General features: G+C 53.4%; 21 protein-coding genes. 6 read left to right on the top strand and 15 right to left on the bottom strand.

Annotation, left to right across the window (positions count from 1 at the left end; genetic code table 11):
- Positions 1 to 13: 13 nt before the first annotated feature.
- The 4 genes from ABTV22_RS24715 to yaaA all read right to left on the bottom strand — a co-directional run bounded on the left by ABTV22_RS24715 (position 14) and on the right by yaaA (position 5,773).
- Positions 14 to 1,183, bottom strand: coding sequence for a PilZ domain-containing protein (locus ABTV22_RS24715; protein WP_433737027.1), 1,170 nt, complete (start codon positions 1,181 to 1,183; stop codon positions 14 to 16).
- 35 nt (positions 1,184 to 1,218) lie between these two features.
- Entirely contained in the window at positions 1,219 to 2,700 is a 1,482-nt protein-coding gene (gene alg8, locus ABTV22_RS24710) for a mannuronan synthase (protein WP_110964771.1), read from the bottom strand.
- Positions 2,701 to 2,868: 168 nt separating this feature from the next.
- Positions 2,869 to 4,185 carry a nucleotide sugar dehydrogenase gene (locus ABTV22_RS24705; RefSeq protein ID WP_433737026.1) on the bottom strand — a complete coding sequence of 439 codons (1,317 nt, stop codon included), beginning with the start codon at positions 4,183 to 4,185 and terminating at the stop codon, positions 2,869 to 2,871.
- Positions 4,186 to 4,993: 808 nt separating this feature from the next.
- Positions 4,994 to 5,773 (bottom strand): peroxide stress protein YaaA, encoded by a 780-nt coding sequence (gene yaaA, locus ABTV22_RS24700; RefSeq protein ID WP_433737025.1) that lies wholly within the window; start codon positions 5,771 to 5,773, stop codon positions 4,994 to 4,996.
- A gap of 244 nt (positions 5,774 to 6,017) precedes the next feature.
- Between yaaA and ABTV22_RS24695 the strand changes: the two genes are divergently transcribed.
- Positions 6,018 to 7,142, top strand: a complete 1,125-nt coding sequence (locus ABTV22_RS24695; protein WP_433737024.1) for a polysaccharide deacetylase family protein — start codon at positions 6,018 to 6,020, stop codon at positions 7,140 to 7,142.
- A gap of 345 nt (positions 7,143 to 7,487) precedes the next feature.
- Complete coding sequence (locus tag ABTV22_RS24690) at positions 7,488 to 8,882, top strand: PhoH family protein (RefSeq protein ID WP_433737023.1); 1,395 nt, start codon at positions 7,488 to 7,490, stop codon at positions 8,880 to 8,882.
- A 159-nt stretch (positions 8,883 to 9,041) separates the two neighbouring features.
- Here the strand turns inward: ABTV22_RS24690 and ABTV22_RS24685 are convergent, their stop codons facing one another.
- From ABTV22_RS24685 to ABTV22_RS24640, 10 genes are read right to left on the bottom strand one after another with little or no spacing between them, the layout of a single operon-like run.
- The gene (locus ABTV22_RS24685) at positions 9,042 to 9,488 is read right to left on the bottom strand and encodes an HIT family protein (protein WP_433737022.1); all 447 of its coding nucleotides are present in this window, start codon (positions 9,486 to 9,488) and stop codon (positions 9,042 to 9,044) included.
- 2 nt (positions 9,489 to 9,490) lie between these two features.
- Positions 9,491 to 10,285, bottom strand: coding sequence for an SDR family NAD(P)-dependent oxidoreductase (locus tag ABTV22_RS24680; protein ID WP_433737021.1), 795 nt, complete (start codon positions 10,283 to 10,285; stop codon positions 9,491 to 9,493).
- Between the two features lie 3 nt (positions 10,286 to 10,288).
- The gene (locus ABTV22_RS24675) at positions 10,289 to 11,110 is read right to left on the bottom strand and encodes a sugar phosphate isomerase/epimerase family protein (RefSeq protein WP_433737020.1); all 822 of its coding nucleotides are present in this window, start codon (positions 11,108 to 11,110) and stop codon (positions 10,289 to 10,291) included.
- 3 nt (positions 11,111 to 11,113) lie between these two features.
- Positions 11,114 to 12,043 carry a hypothetical protein gene (locus tag ABTV22_RS24670; protein WP_433737019.1) on the bottom strand — a complete coding sequence of 310 codons (930 nt, stop codon included), beginning with the start codon at positions 12,041 to 12,043 and terminating at the stop codon, positions 11,114 to 11,116.
- A gap of 21 nt (positions 12,044 to 12,064) precedes the next feature.
- Positions 12,065 to 12,850, bottom strand: coding sequence for a 1-deoxy-D-xylulose-5-phosphate synthase N-terminal domain-containing protein (locus ABTV22_RS24665; protein WP_433737018.1), 786 nt, complete (start codon positions 12,848 to 12,850; stop codon positions 12,065 to 12,067).
- Between the two features lie 20 nt (positions 12,851 to 12,870).
- Positions 12,871 to 13,881 (bottom strand): zinc-dependent alcohol dehydrogenase, encoded by a 1,011-nt coding sequence (locus ABTV22_RS24660; protein WP_433737017.1) that lies wholly within the window; start codon positions 13,879 to 13,881, stop codon positions 12,871 to 12,873.
- On the bottom strand, positions 13,862 to 14,473 hold the full coding sequence (locus tag ABTV22_RS24655; RefSeq protein WP_433737016.1) for a Gfo/Idh/MocA family oxidoreductase: 612 nt from the start codon (positions 14,471 to 14,473) through the stop codon (positions 13,862 to 13,864). The genes ABTV22_RS24660 and ABTV22_RS24655 overlap by 20 nt, the downstream gene beginning before the upstream one ends.
- Entirely contained in the window at positions 14,442 to 14,906 is a 465-nt protein-coding gene (locus tag ABTV22_RS24650) for a Gfo/Idh/MocA family protein (RefSeq protein WP_433737015.1), read from the bottom strand. The genes ABTV22_RS24655 and ABTV22_RS24650 overlap by 32 nt, the downstream gene beginning before the upstream one ends.
- 21 nt (positions 14,907 to 14,927) lie before the next feature.
- Positions 14,928 to 15,641: an SDR family NAD(P)-dependent oxidoreductase gene (locus ABTV22_RS24645; RefSeq protein WP_433737014.1), complete on the bottom strand. Its 714-nt coding sequence runs from the start codon at positions 15,639 to 15,641 to the stop codon at positions 14,928 to 14,930.
- A gap of 28 nt (positions 15,642 to 15,669) precedes the next feature.
- Positions 15,670 to 16,398, bottom strand: a complete 729-nt coding sequence (locus ABTV22_RS24640) for an SDR family NAD(P)-dependent oxidoreductase (protein WP_433737013.1) — start codon at positions 16,396 to 16,398, stop codon at positions 15,670 to 15,672.
- A gap of 440 nt (positions 16,399 to 16,838) precedes the next feature.
- On the opposite strand from ABTV22_RS24640, the gene moaC reads away from it, so the two are divergent.
- The 4 genes from moaC to ABTV22_RS24620 all read left to right on the top strand — a co-directional run bounded on the left by moaC (position 16,839) and on the right by ABTV22_RS24620 (position 19,090).
- Positions 16,839 to 17,312, top strand: coding sequence for a cyclic pyranopterin monophosphate synthase MoaC (gene moaC, locus ABTV22_RS24635; protein WP_433737012.1), 474 nt, complete (start codon positions 16,839 to 16,841; stop codon positions 17,310 to 17,312).
- Positions 17,309 to 17,551 carry a molybdopterin converting factor subunit 1 gene (moaD, locus tag ABTV22_RS24630; RefSeq protein ID WP_433737011.1) on the top strand — a complete coding sequence of 81 codons (243 nt, stop codon included), beginning with the start codon at positions 17,309 to 17,311 and terminating at the stop codon, positions 17,549 to 17,551. Before moaC ends, moaD begins: the two co-directional genes overlap by 4 nt.
- A gap of 2 nt (positions 17,552 to 17,553) precedes the next feature.
- Positions 17,554 to 18,006, top strand: a complete 453-nt coding sequence (moaE, locus tag ABTV22_RS24625; RefSeq protein ID WP_433737010.1) for a molybdopterin synthase catalytic subunit MoaE — start codon at positions 17,554 to 17,556, stop codon at positions 18,004 to 18,006.
- 307 nt (positions 18,007 to 18,313) lie between these two features.
- Complete coding sequence (locus ABTV22_RS24620) at positions 18,314 to 19,090, top strand: ABC transporter substrate-binding protein (RefSeq protein ID WP_433737009.1); 777 nt, start codon at positions 18,314 to 18,316, stop codon at positions 19,088 to 19,090.
- Between the two features lie 109 nt (positions 19,091 to 19,199).
- Here the strand turns inward: ABTV22_RS24620 and ABTV22_RS24615 are convergent, their stop codons facing one another.
- Positions 19,200 to 19,841, bottom strand: a complete 642-nt coding sequence (locus ABTV22_RS24615; protein WP_433737008.1) for a helix-turn-helix transcriptional regulator — start codon at positions 19,839 to 19,841, stop codon at positions 19,200 to 19,202.
- Positions 19,842 to 19,867: the final 26 nt, after the last annotated feature.

Below are 19,867 nucleotides of genomic sequence, written 5' to 3'. Positions count from 1 at the left end.
GCATGTCCTCCGGTTACAGACCAGCTGCCATGGCTTTGTCGATCAGCCAGCTCAGGTTCGGGCCGCGGTCGCTGTTCACTTCCACCGGGCGGCCGGCGAGGGTGCTGTCCAGGGCTTCGTCTGGTTGGATCAAAACGCGGATGTCGGAAGACAGGTCGGCGCTTTTCAGGCTGGTGCTGCTGACGATCTTGCCGGTGCGGGTCTTGTCTTCACCGGCGACCTGGAAGCGCACGGCGGTGCCTGGCAGCACGTCGCCGAACTGACGGTAGGAGAAGCGCGCTTCGACATTGGCTTCGGTGTTGCGCGGTACCAGTTGGAAGATCACGTCACCCTTGCTGGCGTACTGACCGTTGGCGACCATTTGCTGGCCCACGGTGCAATCACACGGCGACGTCAGGGTGCCGGTCATTTGCTTGCCGAACAGTTCCTCGACCTTGGCCGGTGTCAGTTGATCGTCTTGCAGATGGCCCTTGAGCACGTCGAGCATGCTGGTGCTGAAGGTCGCCAGCGGGGCGCCTTTGGCGGCGACGCCGTCGGCTTTGATCAGGCTCTGTACGGTGCCGTCGCGAGGCATGGTGATGTTCACGCCCGCCACGCTGACCAGGCCGGCCTGGGCGTGGCTGACGAAGTACATGCCGTACACCGATTTGAAGATGAAACCGAACGCCGCCAGACCGACCACGAAAACCCCCAGGCTGAAGGTCACGGCCTTCATACGCCCGAACGCTGTCATGCCATGGCCACCGTCCTTCATCTTGCGCGCCTTGGTGAAGTTGTCGCGCTGCAGGGTTGCCAGCACTTCGCCGATGCTGACGATGTCGCCGGCCAGGTGCGAGGTGATCAGGTGTCGCAGAGTCGAGATGTCTCGCGGTTCCAGGTTCTGGAACTGGCAGCCGGTACGGCCGGTGTCGCGATCGTAGGAACGCACCTGCAGTTCGACGTCCATGGCCAGGCCGAGGCTGTCGATGACGAACTGCAGGCGGGCCTTGTACACATCGCCGATCTTGAGCGGCAGTTGACCGGCATTGAAGGCCAGGCCACCGGCGGACAGGTCGATTACACGTGCTTCGACCGGCGTACGGTCGGGGCCGAAGAAACGCAGCTTGGCCGGGATTTTGACCCGGGCGTGTTGGCGCTGGGCTTCGGATTCATGCACTACGTTGGCGTTGACGGCGGTATTCATATGGGCGGTTTCCTAGTTAATTCAGGCGAGTTCGGTCAGACCATCATCAGCAGCACGGCGACGAAAATGCTGCCGGCGGAGAAGGTCATGGTCCGAGACGACCAGGTGTTGAACCAACGTTGAAAGCTGGCGAGATCACGGGACAGAGAAGTGGGTTGGCGAGTCCAGGACTGTTGGTCGAGGCGGAAGAACACGTAGATCTTCACCAGCGCGCCGACGATCTGGTTGTAATAGAGAATCGCCGGGTAAGCCGGGCCGATCCGGTGGCCGGAGCAGGACAGCAACAGGGTGAGGATCAGGCGGGTGATGCCGATCCACAGCAGGTAAACCAGGATGAACGCGGTCCCGTATTTGAAGCTGGCGATCAGCGCCACGGTCAGGCCCAGCAGGGAGGTCCACATCGACACGCGCTGATCGAACAGCACCACCGAGGTGAACGCGCCGAGGCGTTTGATCCCCAAGCCCAGGGCGCGGGAGTTCTGGCGCAGGTTGTTGCCGTACCAACGGAACATCAGCTTGCGACTGGCCTTGATGAAGCTCTTTTCCGGTGGATGCTCGACGGTGTTGATCGCGGCATCAGGCACGTAGAAGGTGTCGTAACCTAGGCGCATCAGGCTGAACCAGCTGGACTTGTCGTCGCCGGTGAGGAACTTGAAACGACCCAGGCGCCAGTGTTGCAGCGAGTCGCTTTCCACGTCGGCGATGAATTCCGGGTTGGTGACCACGGTGGCTCGGAACACCGACATCCGCCCGGTCATGGTCAGTACGCGCTTGGACAAGGCCATCGAGCACATGTTGATGTGACGCTGGGCGAAACGCAGCTTGTGCCATTCGCTCATGATGTAGCCGCCGCGCACTTCGCAAAATTCGTTGGTGGTCAGGCCGCCGACGTTGCCGAACAGCTGGAACCACGGCACGGTCTTGCGCACTACGCCTTCGCCGAGCACGGTGTCGCCATCGATCACGGCTACCACGGCACGGTCGTCCGGCAGGTGACGGGAGATGGCACGGAAGCCGTAGGCCAGGCCGTCGCGCTTGCCGGTGCCGGGAATGCGCACGAAGTCGAGCTTGACCCGGGCCGGCGGGTTCATCCGCTTCCACAGGCTCTTGACCAGCAGCTCATCGGACATTTCCACGATGGAGCAGACCACGGTGGTCGGCAGTTCGCAGTCGATGGCTTCGCGAATCACCGAGCTGTAGACCTGCGCGGTGGTCAGCGCATCGATCCGGAAACTGGTGACCATCAGAAATACGTGGGACGGGTCCGCCGCCTTGCCCAGCTTGCGCACTTTGCGCCGCAGGTGCGGGTAGACCACGTACAGAAACAGCATGCCGCGCAGAAAGTGCGTGGCCCCCATCGAGTAGCGCCAGATGCCGACGATACCGATCAGGAAAATGAAGTCCTTCGACTCGGGGTCGAATGTAGACACGGGCAACGCCACGGCGAGGCCCATCAACAAACTTAAATAAAACAGCCAACCGGCGGCCTGGAGTAGGCCGTGCTTTAGCCTGAGCATAATCGGAATCCTGAAGTCATTGGCGAGCCTCCCGCCCCCGTAGGAGCACAGCTTGCTGGCGATGGCGAACTCATGGACGCCATCGCTGGCAAGCCAGCTCCTACAGGTTTCGGTGATCCGTAGGAGCCGGCTTGCTGGCGATTAGCGCGAAGCGCTTACGACCCGTTGTTACCAGCAGATGCCTTCGGCGCGGCTCGTCGCGCTGGTGGCTTGAGACATAAAGCCCACCAGGTCGATCACTTGCTTGCCGTGAGGGACGTCCTGCACCAGGGCGCGGAACTTCTCGTCACGGTTGCCCAGGATGATCACGTCGGCGTTGTTGATCACGGCGTCGAAGTCGGAGTTGAGCAAGGACGAGACGTGGGGAATCTTCGACTCGATGTAGTCCTTGTTCGCGCCGTGGACACGGGCGTATTCGACGTTGCTGTCGTAGATGTTCAGGTCGAAACCTTTGCCGATCAGCATTTCTGCCAGGTCCACCAGCGGGCTTTCGCGCAGGTCATCGGTGCCGGCCTTGAAGCTCAGGCCCAGCAAGGCGACTTTGCGTTTTTCGTGGCTTTGGACGATGTCGAAGGCGTTCTGCACCTGGGACTCGTTGCTGCGCATCAGCGAGTTGAGCAGCGGGGCTTCCACGTCCAGGGATCCTGCGCGGTAGGTCAGGGCGCGGACGTCTTTTGGCAGGCAGGAACCGCCGAAGGCGAAGCCTGGGCGCATGTAGTACTGGGACAGGTTCAGGGTCTTGTCCTGGCAGACCACGTCCATCACTTCACGACCGTCGACGCCGACGGCCTTGGCGATGTTGCCGATCTCGTTGGCGAAGGTCACCTTGGCGGCGTGCCATACGTTGCAGGTGTACTTGATCATTTCGGCGACGGCGATGTCCTTGCGGATGATCGGTGCGTCGAGCTCTTCGTACAGCGATTGCAGAACGTCGCCCGAGGCCTTGTCGAACTCGCCGATCACGGTCATCGGTGGCTGGTCGTAGTCGGCGATGGCGGTGCTTTCGCGCAGGAACTCAGGGTTCACCGCGACACCGAAATCGACACCGGCTTTCTTGCCGGAGCAGTCTTCGAGAATCGGGATGACCACGTTGGCCACGGTGCCCGGCAACACGGTGCTGCGCACCACGATGGTGTGGCGGGTGGTCTTGTCGCGCAGGACAAAGCCGATTTCGCGGCACACCGCTTCGATGTAGTTCAGCTCCAGGTCGCCGTTCTTTTTGCTCGGCGTGCCGACGCAGATCATCGACAGGTCGGTGTCGCGAATCGCTTCGGAGAAGTTGGTGGTACCGCGCAGGCGACCCGTCTGAATACCTTGCGCCAGAAGTTCGCCCAGACCCGGCTCAACGATTGGCGATTTGCCTGCGTTGATCATATCGATCTTGTCTTTGGCAACATCGACGCCAACGACGTCATGGCCCCGTGCAGACAGGCAACCGGCACACACTGCGCCAACGTAACCCAAACCAAATATGCTGATGCGCATCGCAAATTACCTCTGTGTTTTATCAAGCCATTGAATGGCCGGAGTTAATGGTGTTCAGCGGTTATAGTGCGCCCGGAAGTGCGCCTTGCAGGCACAGCAATACCCTGTAGTGGCATTAAAGTTCCGAGTGTCTAAATAAGTGCACTCAAGGTGTGCGCAACTTGGGCTTATTGTTATGAAGTGCCCTGTTATGCAGCCGCTCTTCTGTTCAGAAGATATTCGTGCAATTGCCTTGCGCGCTCGACATCAGGCCCTAAGCCCGTGGGTCAAGCGGTTGAGTGCTCGGGTGAGCACGTTATAGGGGCGCTGCCATGGCCCTGTAGGGGATAGTTCTCATCGTTTATCTCCTGTCCTTACTGTGTTGCCCAAATCAGGGATTAGTCTGCGGAAGTTAATATGACAACTTCGCTACTTGGATCTCTGTTCTGCGTAAGTCATCTCCTACAGACACTGTGAGAATCGTTACCGGTGGTATGAGCGGTGCATTCAGACATAGTTCCGATCCGCCCATCGCCAATTCTGAAATTTCTTGAAATATTGTAAAAGATGGCACTGCTCTCATATTGATAGCACTTGCCGTTTCGCCCTTTATATATAGGCGGGATATTGGAAGGGATAGTTTTTTGCCAGCACCGATAAAATTTTTCAGTGCCACTACTGAAAAAAAAGTTTGGCGTCGAGTGAAACTAAAGTTAAAAAGTTGATTGATATATTTTTGACGCCATAAAAATGGCGATATAGGCGGGGGAAATGACGTCAATTAACGGTCGGCGCACGCAGGATTTTCAGCGAGCGCCAACTGGGTGAATCACTCGGGTGCGTGGTCGCGCAGGAACACCAGATTGTCCGGTTTAGACTGCTCGGCACTGTAGCGATAGCCCTGGACGTCGAACTGCTTAAGGGCAGCGGGGTCGTTGATGCGCTCTTCAATCACGAAACGGCTCATCATGCCCCGGGCCTTTTTCGCGTAGAAGCTGATGATCTTGTACTGACCGTTCTTCAGGTCCTTGAACTCGGTATTGATGATGCGCGCGTTCAGGGCGTTGCGTTTGACGGCCGAGAAGTACTCGTTGGAGGCCAGGTTCAGCAGTACGTCATCGCCTTGATCGGCCAGGGCTTCGTTCAGCCACTCGCTGATGCGCGAGCCCCAGAAGGCATACAGGTCCTTGCCTCGGGCGTTGACCAGTTTGGTGCCCATTTCCAGGCGGTAAGGCTGCATCAGGTCCAGCGGGCGCAGCAGGCCGTAGAGGCCGGAGAGCATGCGCAAATGTTGCTGGGCGTAATCGAAATCGGCTTCGCTGAACGTCTGTGCATTCAAGCCGGTGTACACATCGCCCTTGAACGCCAGCAATGCCTGCTTGGCGTTTTCCGGGGTGAAGGCCGGGGTCCAGCTGCCGAAACGGGCGGCGTTGAGGCCGCCGATCTTGTCGGAGACGTGCATCAACTCGCTGATCTGTGCCGGCGTCAGGTCGCGCAATTGCAGGATCAGTTCCTGGGAGTGGTCGAGGTACTGCGGCTGGGTAAAGCGCTGGGTCGCCGGCGGTGTTTCGTAATCGAGGGTCTTGGCGGGTGAAATCACCATCAGCATGAAGTCGTCTCCTTTAATCGTGCGGGCGATTCTAGGGGGTTGTCCTTGTTGACTCCAGCTATAGGGGTAATAGGTGATCGATGGTCCGCGCCAATCCCGGTAGGAGCCGGCTTGCTGGCGATTGCGGCAGTCCAGTCAACAATGCAGTGCCTGACCCACCGCTATCGCCAGCAAGCCGGCTCCTACAGGGATATGGGCACTATCGGCTATAGTGCCGCGCGGGTTTTGTTATGGAGACATCCCATTGCGTATCGTTTTTTTATTCTCGGCGTGGCTTTTGAGCATGGGGGCCATGGCGGCGCCGGGCGATGTGGCGACACTGGATCGTGGCACCTGGCCGGAAAAGCTCAACAACCCGACGCTGTTCGACGTGGCGTCCCGTGCCGAAATCCTTATGTTCGCCCGAGGACTGCTGGCCAGCGAATCCCTGGATGAGCCCGCAATGGCCCAGCGCCTGGGGCTGCGCACGGTCAACATGGAATCGGTCAACCGCGTTCGCCAACGCATGTGGGAGCGTTTGCTGAGCAGCTTCAATTTTGCCCAACAGAGCTGCGATCAGGATGCGTCCTTCTGTTTCCTGGTCGAAGATATGCCCACCCTGCGTGAGCAAGCCGGCAAGTTCCAGGTCAGCGAAGACAGCTACTACATCAAGTGGGCCGAGCCGAGCCGCTTGTTCCATGCCCAGTACCTGGACGAGCAGTTGCGCAAAGCCGCGCTGTTTCCACAAACCAGCAGTGAAGTCGATCAATTTGGCGACTACGAGCGCAATGGCGACGCCATGCACGACCGGCTGTTCCTGCTGACGTTCGACAGTGCCGCGAATGCCGCGCCAGACAACACCGAGTGGGTCGCCGAGTATCTGCGCAAGGCGAACATGAGCGGCACCTTCTTCGTCCTCGGCAAGGATATCCAGGCGCGTCTGGCAGAGGCTTCGGTGGCCAGCCTGCAATCGATGTATTCAGCCCAGTGCGTCGGCGTGCAAGGCTGGGAGTTCCGCTCCCACAGCCACTGGCAGGACTGGCAGGACTCGGTGCGACGCAGTGTCGATCTGGTGAAAAGCAAACTGCCGGAAAACTACGTGCCGCTGTTCCGCCCACCCGAAGGCCAGCGACGGCCGGACGCCGGGACGTTCTTCAAGTCCCAGGGCTTGCAGGTGGCGTTGTGGAACATCGATGCCCAGGACGGTGCAGGCAAGCTCAAGGCGAGCCAGAGCGCGCAGCGAGTGCTGACTCTGATGCTGCTGTGGCGTCATGGCGTGATCAATTTCAATGTGAAGCAGGACGGGGTGAAAACGACGTTGCCCTGGCTGGTGACGCAAACGGCGCAGAGTGGAATCGGCTGGGAAGACTGTCAGAGTGGGTTTCAATGAAGTGGCGGGGAAATCAGGGACGGCCCGTAAACACTGGGCGAGAGGCGATTTTTGGAGAGATTTTGCAACAGGTTGATTTCCGACTGTAAACGGATGGTGGCAGTCCGCCAAGCGCTTTTCGTCACTCTGAAAAATAAACTTCAAAAAAGCGTCAAAGTGCTTTTTTCTGTCATGTGTTTTGGAGTATTACGAAGACAGACCGCCGAAACCTGCAACACAGGTGGCGTCTCCCAAGACCCGTTTGTTTGCAGTCACTTAAGTCTCCGTAGGTGAGATCGGCGGCCACTTCGAGGCGCAGCACCGCCCAGGTATTGCGTCCACTGGCTCTGACAAAGGTGACCGAGTATGGATGATCACGGACGTAGCTCTTCTTCCAACCAGCCAATCCTTTATGTACTCGATACCAACGTACTGATTCACGATCCAAACGCGCTGCTCAATTTCGAAGAACACCACGTCGCCATCCCAATGACCGTGCTGGAGGAGCTCGACAAGCTCAAGAGCGGCCATCACAGCGTTGCGGCCGAATGTCGCCAGGCCATTCGCCTGATCGACAAAACCCTGGGTGATGCCTCACCCGAGGACGTCGAGCAGGGCGTTCCGATCCAGCGCGGCAAGAGTGGGCCGAAGGGTTTGCTGTCAATTCTGATGAGCAAGCAAAGCGAGCCCCACCTCGTTTTACCCGAGCACCTGAACGACAACAAAATCATCAATCAGCTGATTGACCTACACACTCGCGATCCGAAGAAGCCTGTGGTGCTGGTCACCAAAGACATCAACATGCGCCTCAAGGCCCGGGCTTGCGGGATCGCGGCAGAGGACTACAGCACCGACCAACTGGTTGACGACGTTTCGCTGCTTCCCAATGGCTATCACGAGATGAAGGGCTCGTTCTGGGACCTGGTGAGCAAGGTCGAGACCCGCCAGGGCCATGGCCGCACCTGGCATCAGGTGAAATTGATCGACAACCTGCCGGCGGTGCACATCAATGAGTTCATCATTGACGAGCAGGGATTCGTCGGCTGGATCAAGGAGATTGAAGGCGACCAGTTGCTGATCCTGGACCTGCACCAGGAGCCGCTGCTGCACCAGGAAGCCTGGGGCCTGAAACCCCGTGACATCTACCAGAGCCTGGCGCTGTTCGCCTTGCTCGATCCGGACATCCACCTGGTCAACCTGTCCGGTGCGGCCGGTTCTGGCAAGACCATCCTGGCGTTGGCGGCTGCGATCGAGCAGACCATGGTCAGCAAGCGTTATCGCCGCATCATCGCCACCCGCAGCGTGCAGGGCCTGGATCAGGAGATTGGCTTTTTGCCCGGCACCGAGGCGGAAAAAATGGAGCCCTGGCTGGGCGCCATCACCGACAACCTCGAAGCCTTGCACATGGATGACGAAAGCACCCATGGCAGCGTCGACTACATCCTCAGCAAGGTGCCGTTGCAGTTCAAATCCCTTAACTACATCCGGGGCCGCAGCTTCCAGCAGAGTTTGATCCTGATCGATGAATGCCAGAACCTGACACCGCACCAGATGAAAACCATCATCACCCGTGCCGGCGCCGGTTCCAAAGTGGTGTGCCTGGGCAACCTGGCACAGATCGACACCCCTTATCTGTCCGCGACCAGCTCGGGGCTTACCTACCTGACCGAACGCTTCAAGGATTTCCCTAACGGTGTGCACATCACCCTGCAAGGGGTGCCTCGCTCGATTCTGGCCGAATACGCCGAATCGCATCTGTAATTCACCCAGACCGGGCGGCCATAAGGTCGCCCGGTTTTTTGTGCTTGAGGTAAAAATAGTGTCCGTCACTCAAGCGGATTCCCGGGCGCAGTCTACGCACTCATCGTCGCAACGTATTTCCCTGCCTATGATGATCTACACAACTACGACGCTTCCTATTTACAGAGGCTGCGAAAAATAGATGTTGAGGGTTTTCTTGAGTATTGATTGAGCGTCCAATACCTCTTGGGTCGGCTCTGGCTGTGAGCTAATGAACCTTTTTCGCGCCCAGCTGAAAAAGAGTGGGCCGTCAATAATACGTTCATTATGTTCCGCCAAATATAATTTGGTCACGGAAGCATACCTGGGGAAAACATGAAAATGCAGTTCAGGGTTGAGCTCGGAAATACGCATAATGTATATTTTTTCAGGAGAAAATAGAGTGTTTAAGGCTCGTTCCGCAAACGCTAAACCCTTCATAAGTTCAGCACTTTCCGCCAAACTGAGCTCCGCGAGTTTAGATATGAGCCGCTGAGGTGAAATAATCATGTAGCCAGGAACTTCACAGTCCCGGCAGTGAGAGATCACGATGTATTTCCCCGAATAAATTATCCGCGCTGACGACATGACTAGTCTCCCATGTACCAACCATGATTAACGTGTATGGTCTGGCCGGTTAAGCTCATTTCGGAGGTTAGTAGGAAAGTGAGCGTGTTCACAATTTCTTCAGGAGTGCCTAGCTGATGACTGGGTATTTGTTCTTTCAGGGTTTTGATGAACCCCTCATCGAATTTACCCATCCCGCCGGAAACCGCGCCGGGAGCAATAGCGTAGACCGGGATATTGAATTCGCTGAGTTCGCGTGCCAAAGACTTTGTTAAGTTGATCACGCCAGCTTTTGATGCGCTGTAATGTGCTGCAGAGACGCTATAGGGAAATATCTGGTGAGTATCAACGCCAGAGCCGGTGACGCCCATCATGGACGCAATATTGATAATGGTTCCTTCCTTGGCTTTCAGTACGCCGAAAAAATACTTACACATCAAAAAAACGCTTTTTAAATTGGTTTCCATTACAAGGTCCCACTCCTGGTCATCAATATCCAGGGTCGGTATTTTCTTGCCATTGGATAACTTTGGAGAGATACCTGCGTTATTGATCAGTATGTCGATGCCCTTGAATCTATCTTGGACTAACTGTGCCGCACAGATCACTTCTTGGTGCGAAGAAATATTAGTTTCTAGCGCAAGTATTTGAGTTTCGGGGTGTTGGGTGTGGATTTTCGATTGAAGAGTGTATAGATTGCTTTTGTTAGTATCGATAATTACCAAGTTATAGCCAATACTTGCCAGGTGCGTGGATAGACATGTGCCGATTGTGCCTCCTGCGCCTGTCACCACGGCGGTCAATTGTCCTGAAGGCATGGCTTATGCTCCTATTTGCTGCAATGTCGAAGTATAGGCGTTGAGCACAGAGTCAATGTGACACTGTGATGTTGAGTCTTTGTTCAATACCTCGAGACTGACCGGTGCCTTGACGCCCATTTCCCGAAGGGTTTTAAAAAACGGGATGAGAGGAAAATCACCTAGACCGGGTGCTACCCGGTAGCCGCGGGTTATTTCGATCAGTGACAGCTTCGAAAAAAGCTCAGGGTTATTAATCAAGTCATTGCTATGGATGAGAAAGATTTTTTCCGGTGGGATCTTCTTCAACGCCTCCAGATCTGGGTCACCCATAAAGAAATGATAGGTATCCAACAGGATACCCACGTTGTCTCGGTCGATAGCGGCAAGTAGTTCTTGTAGTTCTGTGATTGAAGGGATCTCTGTCCATGGAAGGAATTCGATCGCTAGGGAAATATCCTCCTGCTCCAGTTTTTCTGAGAGTTTTCTGATGTTATCTCTATACAGAGAAGGGTTAAGATTTTCTCCAAATGTTGCCGCAGTGAGAAAGGGCGCACCGAATAGCTTTGCATAATAAATTCCTTGCGAAATTTCATGCTGTAGTTTTGGGCTTTCATACTCATGAGTGAAAAGAAATTTTAAGAAATTAATCTCAATTACGTCGACTTTTTTTGTCTGCAATGCAGACTTGATGTCCTGCAGGTCAGTGCTCTCCTGGTCCAGCCAAAGATCAATTTTCTCGAACCATAACCCAATGCCAGAAAATGGTGAGTCGGAGATTAGGTTTATCTTTTCCAACGGTGACATACCAAATCCGAAACTACCCTCATTGATATAAATCTTCATCGGTCAACCCTCCAATATACTCAGGCATTTATTGAAAATTCCTGGGGTGTTAAGCGTGTGAAATTCTAAAGCTCTGTCATAGGTTTGGTTGCGAACGACTAGGTCACCCACCCCCAGGCAATGTATCCTGCTACCGGCCTGCTTCACGGACGACGAAAATCCTATGGAGGCTCCGGTTCCGCAGAACGCCAGGTGTTCTTCTACAATCAGCAGGTTTTGGTAATGATCCACGTATTCTTGGGTGCGTGACTGCAATCGCTTAACATCCAGATCGCACAGCGGATGCACCGGGATGTTAAGTTTTAAACTTGACTTCAAGTGTTCCGAGGCAAGTAGGCTTCGTTTTACCGACTGGCCTGTCGCGAGTATTGCCAATGCGATTGAATCGTTGAGCGTGGATGAACTCGAGGCAATATGGGTATTGAGGTAATCACTCCCGGGGAGCGGGTTCTCGATTCTAAAGTATGACGGTCCCTGATGCTCAAGCGCATCGTCAAGGCAACGCATAGTGCTGGGAATGCTGTAAGGTGAGTATATATTGAGGTTCGGCAGCGACCGAGTAACATTGATGTCATCTATTTGTAAATGCGTATACCCCTGGTCGGAGTAATAGAGGCCACACCAAAGACCGATAAATATAACCTTGAGCTTGTTATCACAAATTATTGAACGTAGTTGTTCATACCCTCGGTATAGCAGAAAGGTCGATATTCCAAACACGAACACCGTCGCCCCTTCTCGGGCAAGTCCAGCAGCGACGTCAAAGGCGTTTTGTTCGGCTACTCCCACATCGATAAAGCGATGACCCAGTTGACTCTTGAAAATGTGCAGGTTTGAAGAAATAGCGGAGTCGACAGCAATGACATAAATGTCCGCACTTTCGGCGTGTAAAATAATGTGGTTATTAATTATATCCCTCAAGTCTTTCTTCATCTGCGCGGCTCCTAGCGTGGTTCAATGAATGTCCAGTTCGTTTTTTACAAAATCCAACTCAAGTGCAGTAGGGACACGATAGTGCCAACTGAGATCTTTGGTGCAAAAGCTGATGCCGTGCCCTTTTATAGTATGGGCAATCAGTACAGAAGGGCCTGAGGTTTTATTCCGCTTGATGGTGGTAATGGCATTGACGATTTCTTCAGTATTATGTCCATTCACACTGAGTACGTTGCAGCCAAAGGAAGTTAGTTTGTCGACCAAGGGCTCGATATTCATTACCATCGCAGTAGGGCCATCAATTTGAACTTTGTTGTAGTTGATAATGATGATAAGGTTGTTGATCGAAAAGTGAGCGGCCGCCATGATTCCTTCCCAGTTACTGCCCTCATCAAGTTCACCGTCACCGACGACCACATACAAGGTATTCTCAGCGGTAGTGTTAAATTTTTCATACAGGCCCATTCCAACAGCCATGGAGATTCCATGACCGAGAGAACCAGAGGTCATGTCTGAAAACGGTAGGTCGTCATTAGGGAACATGGTTAAGTCTGATCCCTCTTTTAAAAAATCAGAAAGTTCAAATCCTTGATTTTTTAGTGCGTATTGCACGCAATAAAGGGCCAATGCGCCTTGGCAGGAGCTCAGCAAAAATCTATCGTGCGTTGGTTTGTAGTGAGTGGAAAAAACAGACCATAAAATTTCCACCATCGACAGCGAAGAGGCAATATGTCCGCCCCCCGATTCATGACACAGTTTGAAGATCTGATAACGGATATTTTTTTCAATGCGCCCATAACTAATCATGTGAAGTCCGCCGCATATTATCAGTTGAAGTCAAATACTGATTTGATTCCTTTTGGGTTCCGAGCGAAATTGAACGCCTGTTGATAATCATTCGGACTAAAGAAGTGAGTCGTCAGTCCGGTGAGCTTATGGCCGTTGGTTTCCATGTAGTTACAAGCCGTCACCATATGGCTGTGGTGTATGCCTTTGCTCGTAGATATGCGGCACCCGCTTTTTACGATGTCGGAGGCGCTGATGCTTTTTTCTGTTGAGAGGTTCAGGATTCTGAGATGTCCGCCGGGTTTACACCTACTCAGCGCAAACGTTATGCCGGAACTGGTGTTGCTCGAGTCAATGACGAGGTCGTACTGCTGCAGTTTTGCTGGTGCTACATCAGTTTTGAAGGCATTCTTTGCGCCGAGACTAAGTGCTTTCTCAAGGCGTTGATCGTCGCCGCTCACGCCAAACACATCGACCGAGTGATCGCTTTCCGCCAACAGGAGCGTATGCAGAACACCCAATATTCCTGGCCCGACGACGGCGACCGTCAATGCCTTATCTTGACGCCCTTCAAAAATACTGGCCATGGAGTTCTGGGCAATGGAAAGCGGCTCTGCGAGCACACTGATTTGGGGAGGGATGTCTTTCGATATCTTGTGAACCATCGACTCGTCAATGGTCAAGTACTCAGAAAACGTACCGTTGGTATTGATACCGATATGCAGCCAGTTGCTGCAGTAATTAGTCAGGCCTTTTACACATGTGTCACATTTCTGGCAGGGGAAAACGGTCTCAAACACCACATGGTCTCCCGTCTTGAAGAGACTACCAGGAGAGCTTTGGGCAACGTGGCCACACCCTTCATGACCGAGTATGCCGTTGGGCTTTAACAACGCTTTGTTGTAGTACTTGCCGTCGACGATTTTCAGATCAGTCGAACATATGCCTGCCAGCTGGATTTTGATCTTTATGGGACGAGAATAAAATTCAGCATCACGGTGATGAACGTCTTGATAAATGACGCTTTTCCCATCATAGATCAACGCTTTCATTTTTAATCTCCTGTTTTATTTTATCTACAACGACCATGTTGCTCAGAGCATCGTCTATATTGACCAAGGGTGTGTCTTTACCTTCGATAACTCTGATGAAATGGTCCATTTCCAGCTTAAGCGGATCCTCGCACGCCACTTTGGAGGCGATAGATTTCTTCGAAAACACGGAGAACCAATCTCCGGAACCTTCATAAGGGTATAAAGTTAAGCTTGGGAAGGTGATAGCCCCTTTGTCGCCGAAGACTTTTAGGAAGTCCACATCGCTTGAGGGAAATGAATGGTTTTCATCCATCGTTTTTTCATAATTAAATGGTGACGGGATGTTGTCCCCTATCAACAGGGTGCCGATAACCTCGTTTTCCAGTTTGAAAATTGCAGTGATATTTTCTTCGATGGCTAAGCTTCTGTTGCTTTTACCTAAAATGGCCTTGGTGAGACTGATCTCACCAAATAGGAACCTGACAGTGTCTATTTCATGAATTCCGTTGATTGCTAAAGGACCTCCCCCTTGGATCGCATGAATTCTCCAGTTACTTTCATCATTTTTGAAATACTCATCATTTTTTTTTGATGCACCACACCGAATCAAAAGATATAACGTTTCCTATGATGCCGGAATCAATGATCCTTTTGAACTCCTGCAGCTTTGGAGAGAATCTTCGGTGATGTCCTATCAATGCCGTGCAATTATTCTCTTGAAGTGTTTTCTTTATTTTGATGATTTCTGCCGAGTCGTGAGCTACCGGTTTTTCAATCAGGAAAAATTTAACTCTTTCCGCACTGAATTCAATTATTTCCCGAGCTAGATTGTGTGGACCGGCCAAGACCAATGCGTCTAAATTTACCTCGTTAATCATTTTTTTATAGCTGTCGTACGTTTGTATCTCGCTTTCAAGATTAGAGATTTTGGAGAGGTCTTTGTAAGTAAGGCCTTTGACCAAGGCTTTATTGGAATGATAGTGCTGTATGTTTTTCAGGTGTTTCATTCCGTGGTTGCGACCAATAATTCCGATATTCAACATGAGTCGATCCTCTTTGGTTATTTATCGCCCACCGGCGACTCTGAATAGCTCACCTGTGATGTAGTTAGCGTCGGGACTGGATAGAAAGAATTCAACGCCAGCAATATCCTCAGGTAACGCAATTCTTCCTAAAGGGACCAAGTTTACAAGTCGCTCTAAGGTTTCGGCAGGCAGCCCCAGCGCGGCATCCGTCATGGTCAGGCTGGGCATGATCGCGTTAACCCGGACGTTGTACGTCGCCAACTCCTTTGCTAGGGATTTCGTCAGACCGATCAGCGCGCTCTTGGAAGTTGCGTAAGCGCAGGCCATCGGGTATCCATCGGTGGCGGCCACCGATGCCATATTGACGATCACGCCTTCACGCCTTCTTTTCATACCGGGTATCACTGCTTTGCATAAATGGAAAACGCCATCTAGATTGGTGCCGAGGACGTTTCGCCAATCATCATGATTGATGTGTTCTAAACCGTCAGACGGCTGTTGCTGAATGCCGGCACAGTTAACGAGAGTATCAATGTTCCCCACTTCTGAAAGTATCTGGTCTATACAGTTGTTAACTGCTTTGAAATCACGAACATCACATTTGATTACATGAATATTTGCGTGCGTCTTGCTAATTTTTTCAGGGTTTAAACATAGTGAAAATACGGTGCCACCCGCTATTGCGTGTCTCTCTGAGATGGCTAGGCCAATTCCCCTGGTGCCGCCGCTAACGACAATAATCCTGCTGGACATGGGATGTTCCTCCGGAGGATCAGTAGAGTTAAGTTATGATCCAGCCGCCATTACAATCAAGTGTGGCTCCATGCACGTAGTCAGCGTGTTTGGAAATTAAAAACAAAATGACCCCTGCAATATCTTCGCCCTTGCCGAGCCTGCCAAGGGGGACGTGGTTTTTAGCCCAGTCGGCGCTTAGGTTTGCGTCGGAGATCATATCTGTGTCTATTCGGCCGGGTGCAACGGTATTAACAGTAATGCCACAGTCCCTTAACTCGTAGGCGAGTCCTTTAGTTAAACCAATAAGCCCTGCTTTTGACGAAATGTAGTCGGCGGAGGCGAGTATTCCCCCAAATCTGGCTGAGGCGGAAGATATATTGATGATGCGGCCATAGTGGTTCATTTTCATATAAGGAATCACTTGTTTGCAGGTGTAAAAAGCGCCGGATAAGTTGGTGTTGATTACCTGGTGCCAGGTTTCATCTCGGATGTCCTCAATCAGAACTCGACCATCGGGTTTGACATGAGAGATGCCGGCATTATTGACGAGTATGTCGATCTTGTAGTGCGTGTCAATAATCTGTCTAATCATTGTGGTAACCGAGCTTGAACTGGAGATGTCACACTGAATGTATTCCACGCCGACAGGAAGTTTGATTTCAGGGTGAGACTTAGTGCCGCACGTGATGATCTTTAGGTTTTCTTTCGATGCGAGTGACGTGATGATGGAAAAACCAATACCTCTGGTTCCACCCGTGACCAGAGCAACTCTCATGATGGTGACTTTCCTGTATTGAAGTTTGTGAGGGTGTTGGCTGCGTTGATTACCCTAGTCAGGCTGAATGGTTCGGTCAATAATTCAATTGTAGGAATATTCGCTACAGGTATCGGGTGTGGTCTTACGTAAAGTTCCTACGTCGAGATTTATTTTAAGGTAATCAGTTAATTATTGGCTGTTTCATAAATGTAAGCTGTTCTATGGGTTAAAAAATACGCATTTCCAGTAGCATCTTGTTGCACTTTGTACTGTCATTGGGACTAACTTTCATCGCTGTTTACAATCTTGATCACGAACCGATCTACGTCGTTTTCAAAATTGTTTGCCGAGTGACTTGATGCAGATCGAACAGAGGCCTGCGCCTCGGTGCGACAATCTGGCGTGCCAGAATTTGACTCACAGGTTTACAATCGTCGCTCCTGATCAGGAGTAATCCCGTGCTGACTCATCTCGATTCCCAAGGTCGCGCCAACATGGTCGACGTCACTGAAAAAGCCGTGACGTTCCGTGAGGCGACGGCCCAAGCGCTGGTGCGCATGCTCCCCGAAACCCTGCAGATGATCGTCAGCGGCGGTCATCCCAAGGGGGATGTGTTTGCCGTGGCGCGCATTGCCGGCATTCAGGCGGCGAAGAAGACCAGCGATCTGATCCCGCTGTGCCATCCGTTGATGCTCACGGGCGTCAAGGTCGAGCTCAGTGCCGAAGGCGACGACAGCGTGCGCATCGTGGCGCGCTGCAAGTTGTCCGGGCAGACCGGGGTGGAAATGGAAGCCCTGACCGCTGCCAGCGTTGCAGCACTGACGATCTATGACATGTGCAAGGCCGTTGATCGCGGCATGACCATCGAAAGCGTTCGGCTGCTGGAAAAGGTCGGAGGCAAGAGCGGACATTTCCAGGCGGACCAGTCATGAACGTCACTGTGAAGTTTTTTGCCCGCTACCGTGAAGCGCTGGGCGTGGATTCGGTGAAGGTCGAAGGCCAGTTCGCCACCGTCGATGACGTGCGGGCGTTGCTCGCGCAGCGTGATGGCGCCGAAGTGCTGAGCGAACAGAACCTGATGTGTGCGCGCAACGAAGACCTTTGCCAACTTGACGAACCGGTCAGCGATGGCGATGAAGTGGCGTTTTTTCCGACCGTGACCGGGGGCTGATCATGGCGATCCGCGTGCAGCCTGAGCCGTTCGATCCGGGGGTTGAAGTCAACGCCATGCACGCCGCCAATGTCGGCGTCGGCGCGGTGGTGAGTTTTGTCGGCTACGTGCGCGACTTCAATGACGGGCTCGATGTGGCCGGCATGTTCCTCGAGCACTACCCGGGCATGACTGAAAAAGCCCTCGGCAAAATTGCCATCGAGGCCGAGCAACGCTGGCCGTTGCTCAAGCTGGAAGTGCTGCATCGCATCGGCGCCCTGGAGCCGGGTGAGCCGATCGTCTTTGTCGGTGCCGCCAGCGCCCATCGCCAGGCCGCGTTCGATGCCTGCGCTTTTGTCATGGACTACCTGAAAACCCGCGCACCGTTCTGGAAGAAAGAGAACACCAGCGATGGTCCGCGCTGGGTCGAAGGGCGTGACAGCGATCATGCGGCGGCGGATCGCTGGAAGCAGTAAGACTTTCATCGCTCTCAAGTACGCCATCGCGGGCAAGCCTTGCTCCTACAGGTTTTGTGTCGTTCCCTATTTTTGGAATAACTCAGAACCTGTAGGAGCAAGGCTTGCCCGCGATGGCGTCATCCGCAACACCAAAAATCTTGAAAATTCACCACCCGACCATCGGCCGGCGCGGGCTGCATTTGCCTCATTGACGACTTGTACATAAAAGTCCAGTATGGATTTATAAGTACAAAGAAGGTCTTTCCCCCGTTTCCGCTTTTTCTTCTGTCTTGCCAAACCAACAACAACCCGCGAGAGAACGAATATGAAGAAGTTCCCCCTCATCACCGGTCTGGCCCTGAGCCTGTTGGCGTGCTCCAGCCTGTATGCCGCCGAGAAAACCCTGCGTATCGGTATCGAGGCCGCTTATCCACCGTTTGCGTCCAAGACCGATAAAGGCGAGATCGTCGGTTTCGACTATGACATCGGCAATGCCTTGTGCGCCGAGATGAAGGTCAAGTGCGTGTGGGTCGAAGGCGAATTCGACGGTCTGATTCCTTCCCTGAAAGTGAAGAAAATCGACATGGCGCTGTCGTCCATGACCATCAATGACGACCGCAAGAAGTCGGTGGATTTCACCCACAAATACTATTTCACCTCGTCGCGCCTGGTGATGAAGGAAGGCGCGGTAGTGGATGACCAGTACGCCAGCCTCAAGGGCAAGACTGTCGGCGTGCAGCGTGCGACCACCACCGACCGTTACGCCACCGAGGTGTTCGAACCCAAGGGCGTCAACGTCAAGCGTTACAGCAACAACGAAGAAATCTACATGGATCTGGCGGCCGGTCGCCTGGATGCCATTTTCGCCGACACCATTCCGCTCAATGACTTCCTGTCGATGCCGCGCGGCAAGGGCTATGCGTTTGTCGGGCCTGAGCTGAAGGATCCGAAGTACGTGGGCGAGGGGGCCGGGATTGCGGTGCGCAAGGGTAATGCCGAACTGGTCAGCCAGTTGAACACGGCCATTGATGGTATTCGCGCGAATGGCGAGTATCAGAAGATTTCCGAGAAGTATTTCAAGTCTGATATCTACGGCGATTGATCGATAGCTTTCGCGGGCAAGCCTCGCTCCTACGGGATTTGTGTTGTTCGCGTACCTTGTGAACGATACAAAACCCGTAGGAGCGAGGCTTGCCCGCGAAGAGGCCGGTTCAGCCCTTCAATTCCTTCAAATGTTTGTAAACCGTCGCCCGCCCCATGTTCAGCACATTGGCCACATAATTCGACGCACTTTTACCCTTGAACGCTCCCTCGGCGTGCAACGCCAACACCAGTTCCCGTTTGTGATCGCGGGTCAGCAGGTTCAGGCTCAGTTGCCGTTCACGCAGCCAGGCGTGGAGGAAGGTGTTGATCCGCTCCTGCCAGTCATCGCGAAACAAAGAGTCCGGCTGGGGGATCAGTTTGGTCGGCGACAGGAACAGGTCCAACGCGGCCTTGGCATTCTCGAACAGTGAAATATTCAAGTTGATGCACAGCACGCCCAGCGGATGCCCTTCGCCGTCGCGCAGCACGGTGCTGACGCTGCGAATCTTCTGGCCGTCCCAATTGAGTTTTTCGTACGGCCCGATGTTTCGTTCGCTGACTTCGTCGCTAAGCATGTCTTCCAGCGAGGAATCATCCCCGATTTCTCGTTTCGAGAGGTTGTTGGCGATGTAATCGACCTTTTGCGTGCGCAGGTCGTGCAGCACCACTTCGGCATGGGGAAAGAACAGCGTGGCGATGGCATCGGCGATTGCCCGGAAGTTGTCCAGTGACAGCTCCTTCAGGGCCGGGTCTTTTTCGGGGGCATTCATACAGTAGGGCTCCGGGCGGCTTCAGC

Origin of the sequence: Pseudomonas putida (assembly GCF_050990305.1) — a bacterium.
In the GTDB taxonomy this organism is placed as follows: domain Bacteria; phylum Pseudomonadota; class Gammaproteobacteria; order Pseudomonadales; family Pseudomonadaceae; genus Aquipseudomonas; species Aquipseudomonas putida_AH.
The sequence above is the reverse complement of the archived record's forward strand: the minus strand, read 5'-3'. Positions and strand labels throughout refer to the sequence as shown.

Bases quoted from the DNA above. Each gene is read 5' to 3' on its own strand.
- ABTV22_RS24685 (WP_433737022.1), bottom strand. From the start codon at position 9,488: ATGTCGTCAGCGCGGATAATTTATTCGGGGAAATACATCGTGATCTCT.
- ABTV22_RS24715 (WP_433737027.1), bottom strand. From the start codon at position 1,183: ATGAATACCGCCGTCAACGCCAACGTAGTGCATGAATCCGAAGCCCAG.
- moaE (WP_433737010.1), top strand. From the start codon at position 17,554: ATGGCGATCCGCGTGCAGCCTGAGCCGTTCGATCCGGGGGTTGAAGTC.
- ABTV22_RS24680 (WP_433737021.1), bottom strand. From the start codon at position 10,285: ATGCCTTCAGGACAATTGACCGCCGTGGTGACAGGCGCAGGAGGCACA.
- ABTV22_RS24670 (WP_433737019.1), bottom strand. From the start codon at position 12,043: ATGAAGAAAGACTTGAGGGATATAATTAATAACCACATTATTTTACAC.
- alg8 (WP_110964771.1), bottom strand. From the start codon at position 2,700: ATGCTCAGGCTAAAGCACGGCCTACTCCAGGCCGCCGGTTGGCTGTTT.
- ABTV22_RS24640 (WP_433737013.1), bottom strand. From the start codon at position 16,398: ATGAGAGTTGCTCTGGTCACGGGTGGAACCAGAGGTATTGGTTTTTCC.
- ABTV22_RS24645 (WP_433737014.1), bottom strand. From the start codon at position 15,641: ATGTCCAGCAGGATTATTGTCGTTAGCGGCGGCACCAGGGGAATTGGC.
- ABTV22_RS24675 (WP_433737020.1), bottom strand. From the start codon at position 11,110: ATGAAGATTTATATCAATGAGGGTAGTTTCGGATTTGGTATGTCACCG.
- ABTV22_RS24615 (WP_433737008.1), bottom strand. From the start codon at position 19,841: ATGAATGCCCCCGAAAAAGACCCGGCCCTGAAGGAGCTGTCACTGGAC.
- ABTV22_RS24650 (WP_433737015.1), bottom strand. From the start codon at position 14,906: ATGTTGAATATCGGAATTATTGGTCGCAACCACGGAATGAAACACCTG.
- ABTV22_RS24665 (WP_433737018.1), bottom strand. From the start codon at position 12,850: ATGATTAGTTATGGGCGCATTGAAAAAAATATCCGTTATCAGATCTTC.
- ABTV22_RS24620 (WP_433737009.1), top strand. From the start codon at position 18,314: ATGAAGAAGTTCCCCCTCATCACCGGTCTGGCCCTGAGCCTGTTGGCG.
- ABTV22_RS24705 (WP_433737026.1), bottom strand. From the start codon at position 4,185: ATGCGCATCAGCATATTTGGTTTGGGTTACGTTGGCGCAGTGTGTGCC.
- yaaA (WP_433737025.1), bottom strand. From the start codon at position 5,773: ATGCTGATGGTGATTTCACCCGCCAAGACCCTCGATTACGAAACACCG.
- ABTV22_RS24690 (WP_433737023.1), top strand. From the start codon at position 7,488: ATGGATGATCACGGACGTAGCTCTTCTTCCAACCAGCCAATCCTTTAT.
- moaD (WP_433737011.1), top strand. From the start codon at position 17,309: ATGAACGTCACTGTGAAGTTTTTTGCCCGCTACCGTGAAGCGCTGGGC.
- ABTV22_RS24660 (WP_433737017.1), bottom strand. From the start codon at position 13,881: ATGAAAGCGTTGATCTATGATGGGAAAAGCGTCATTTATCAAGACGTT.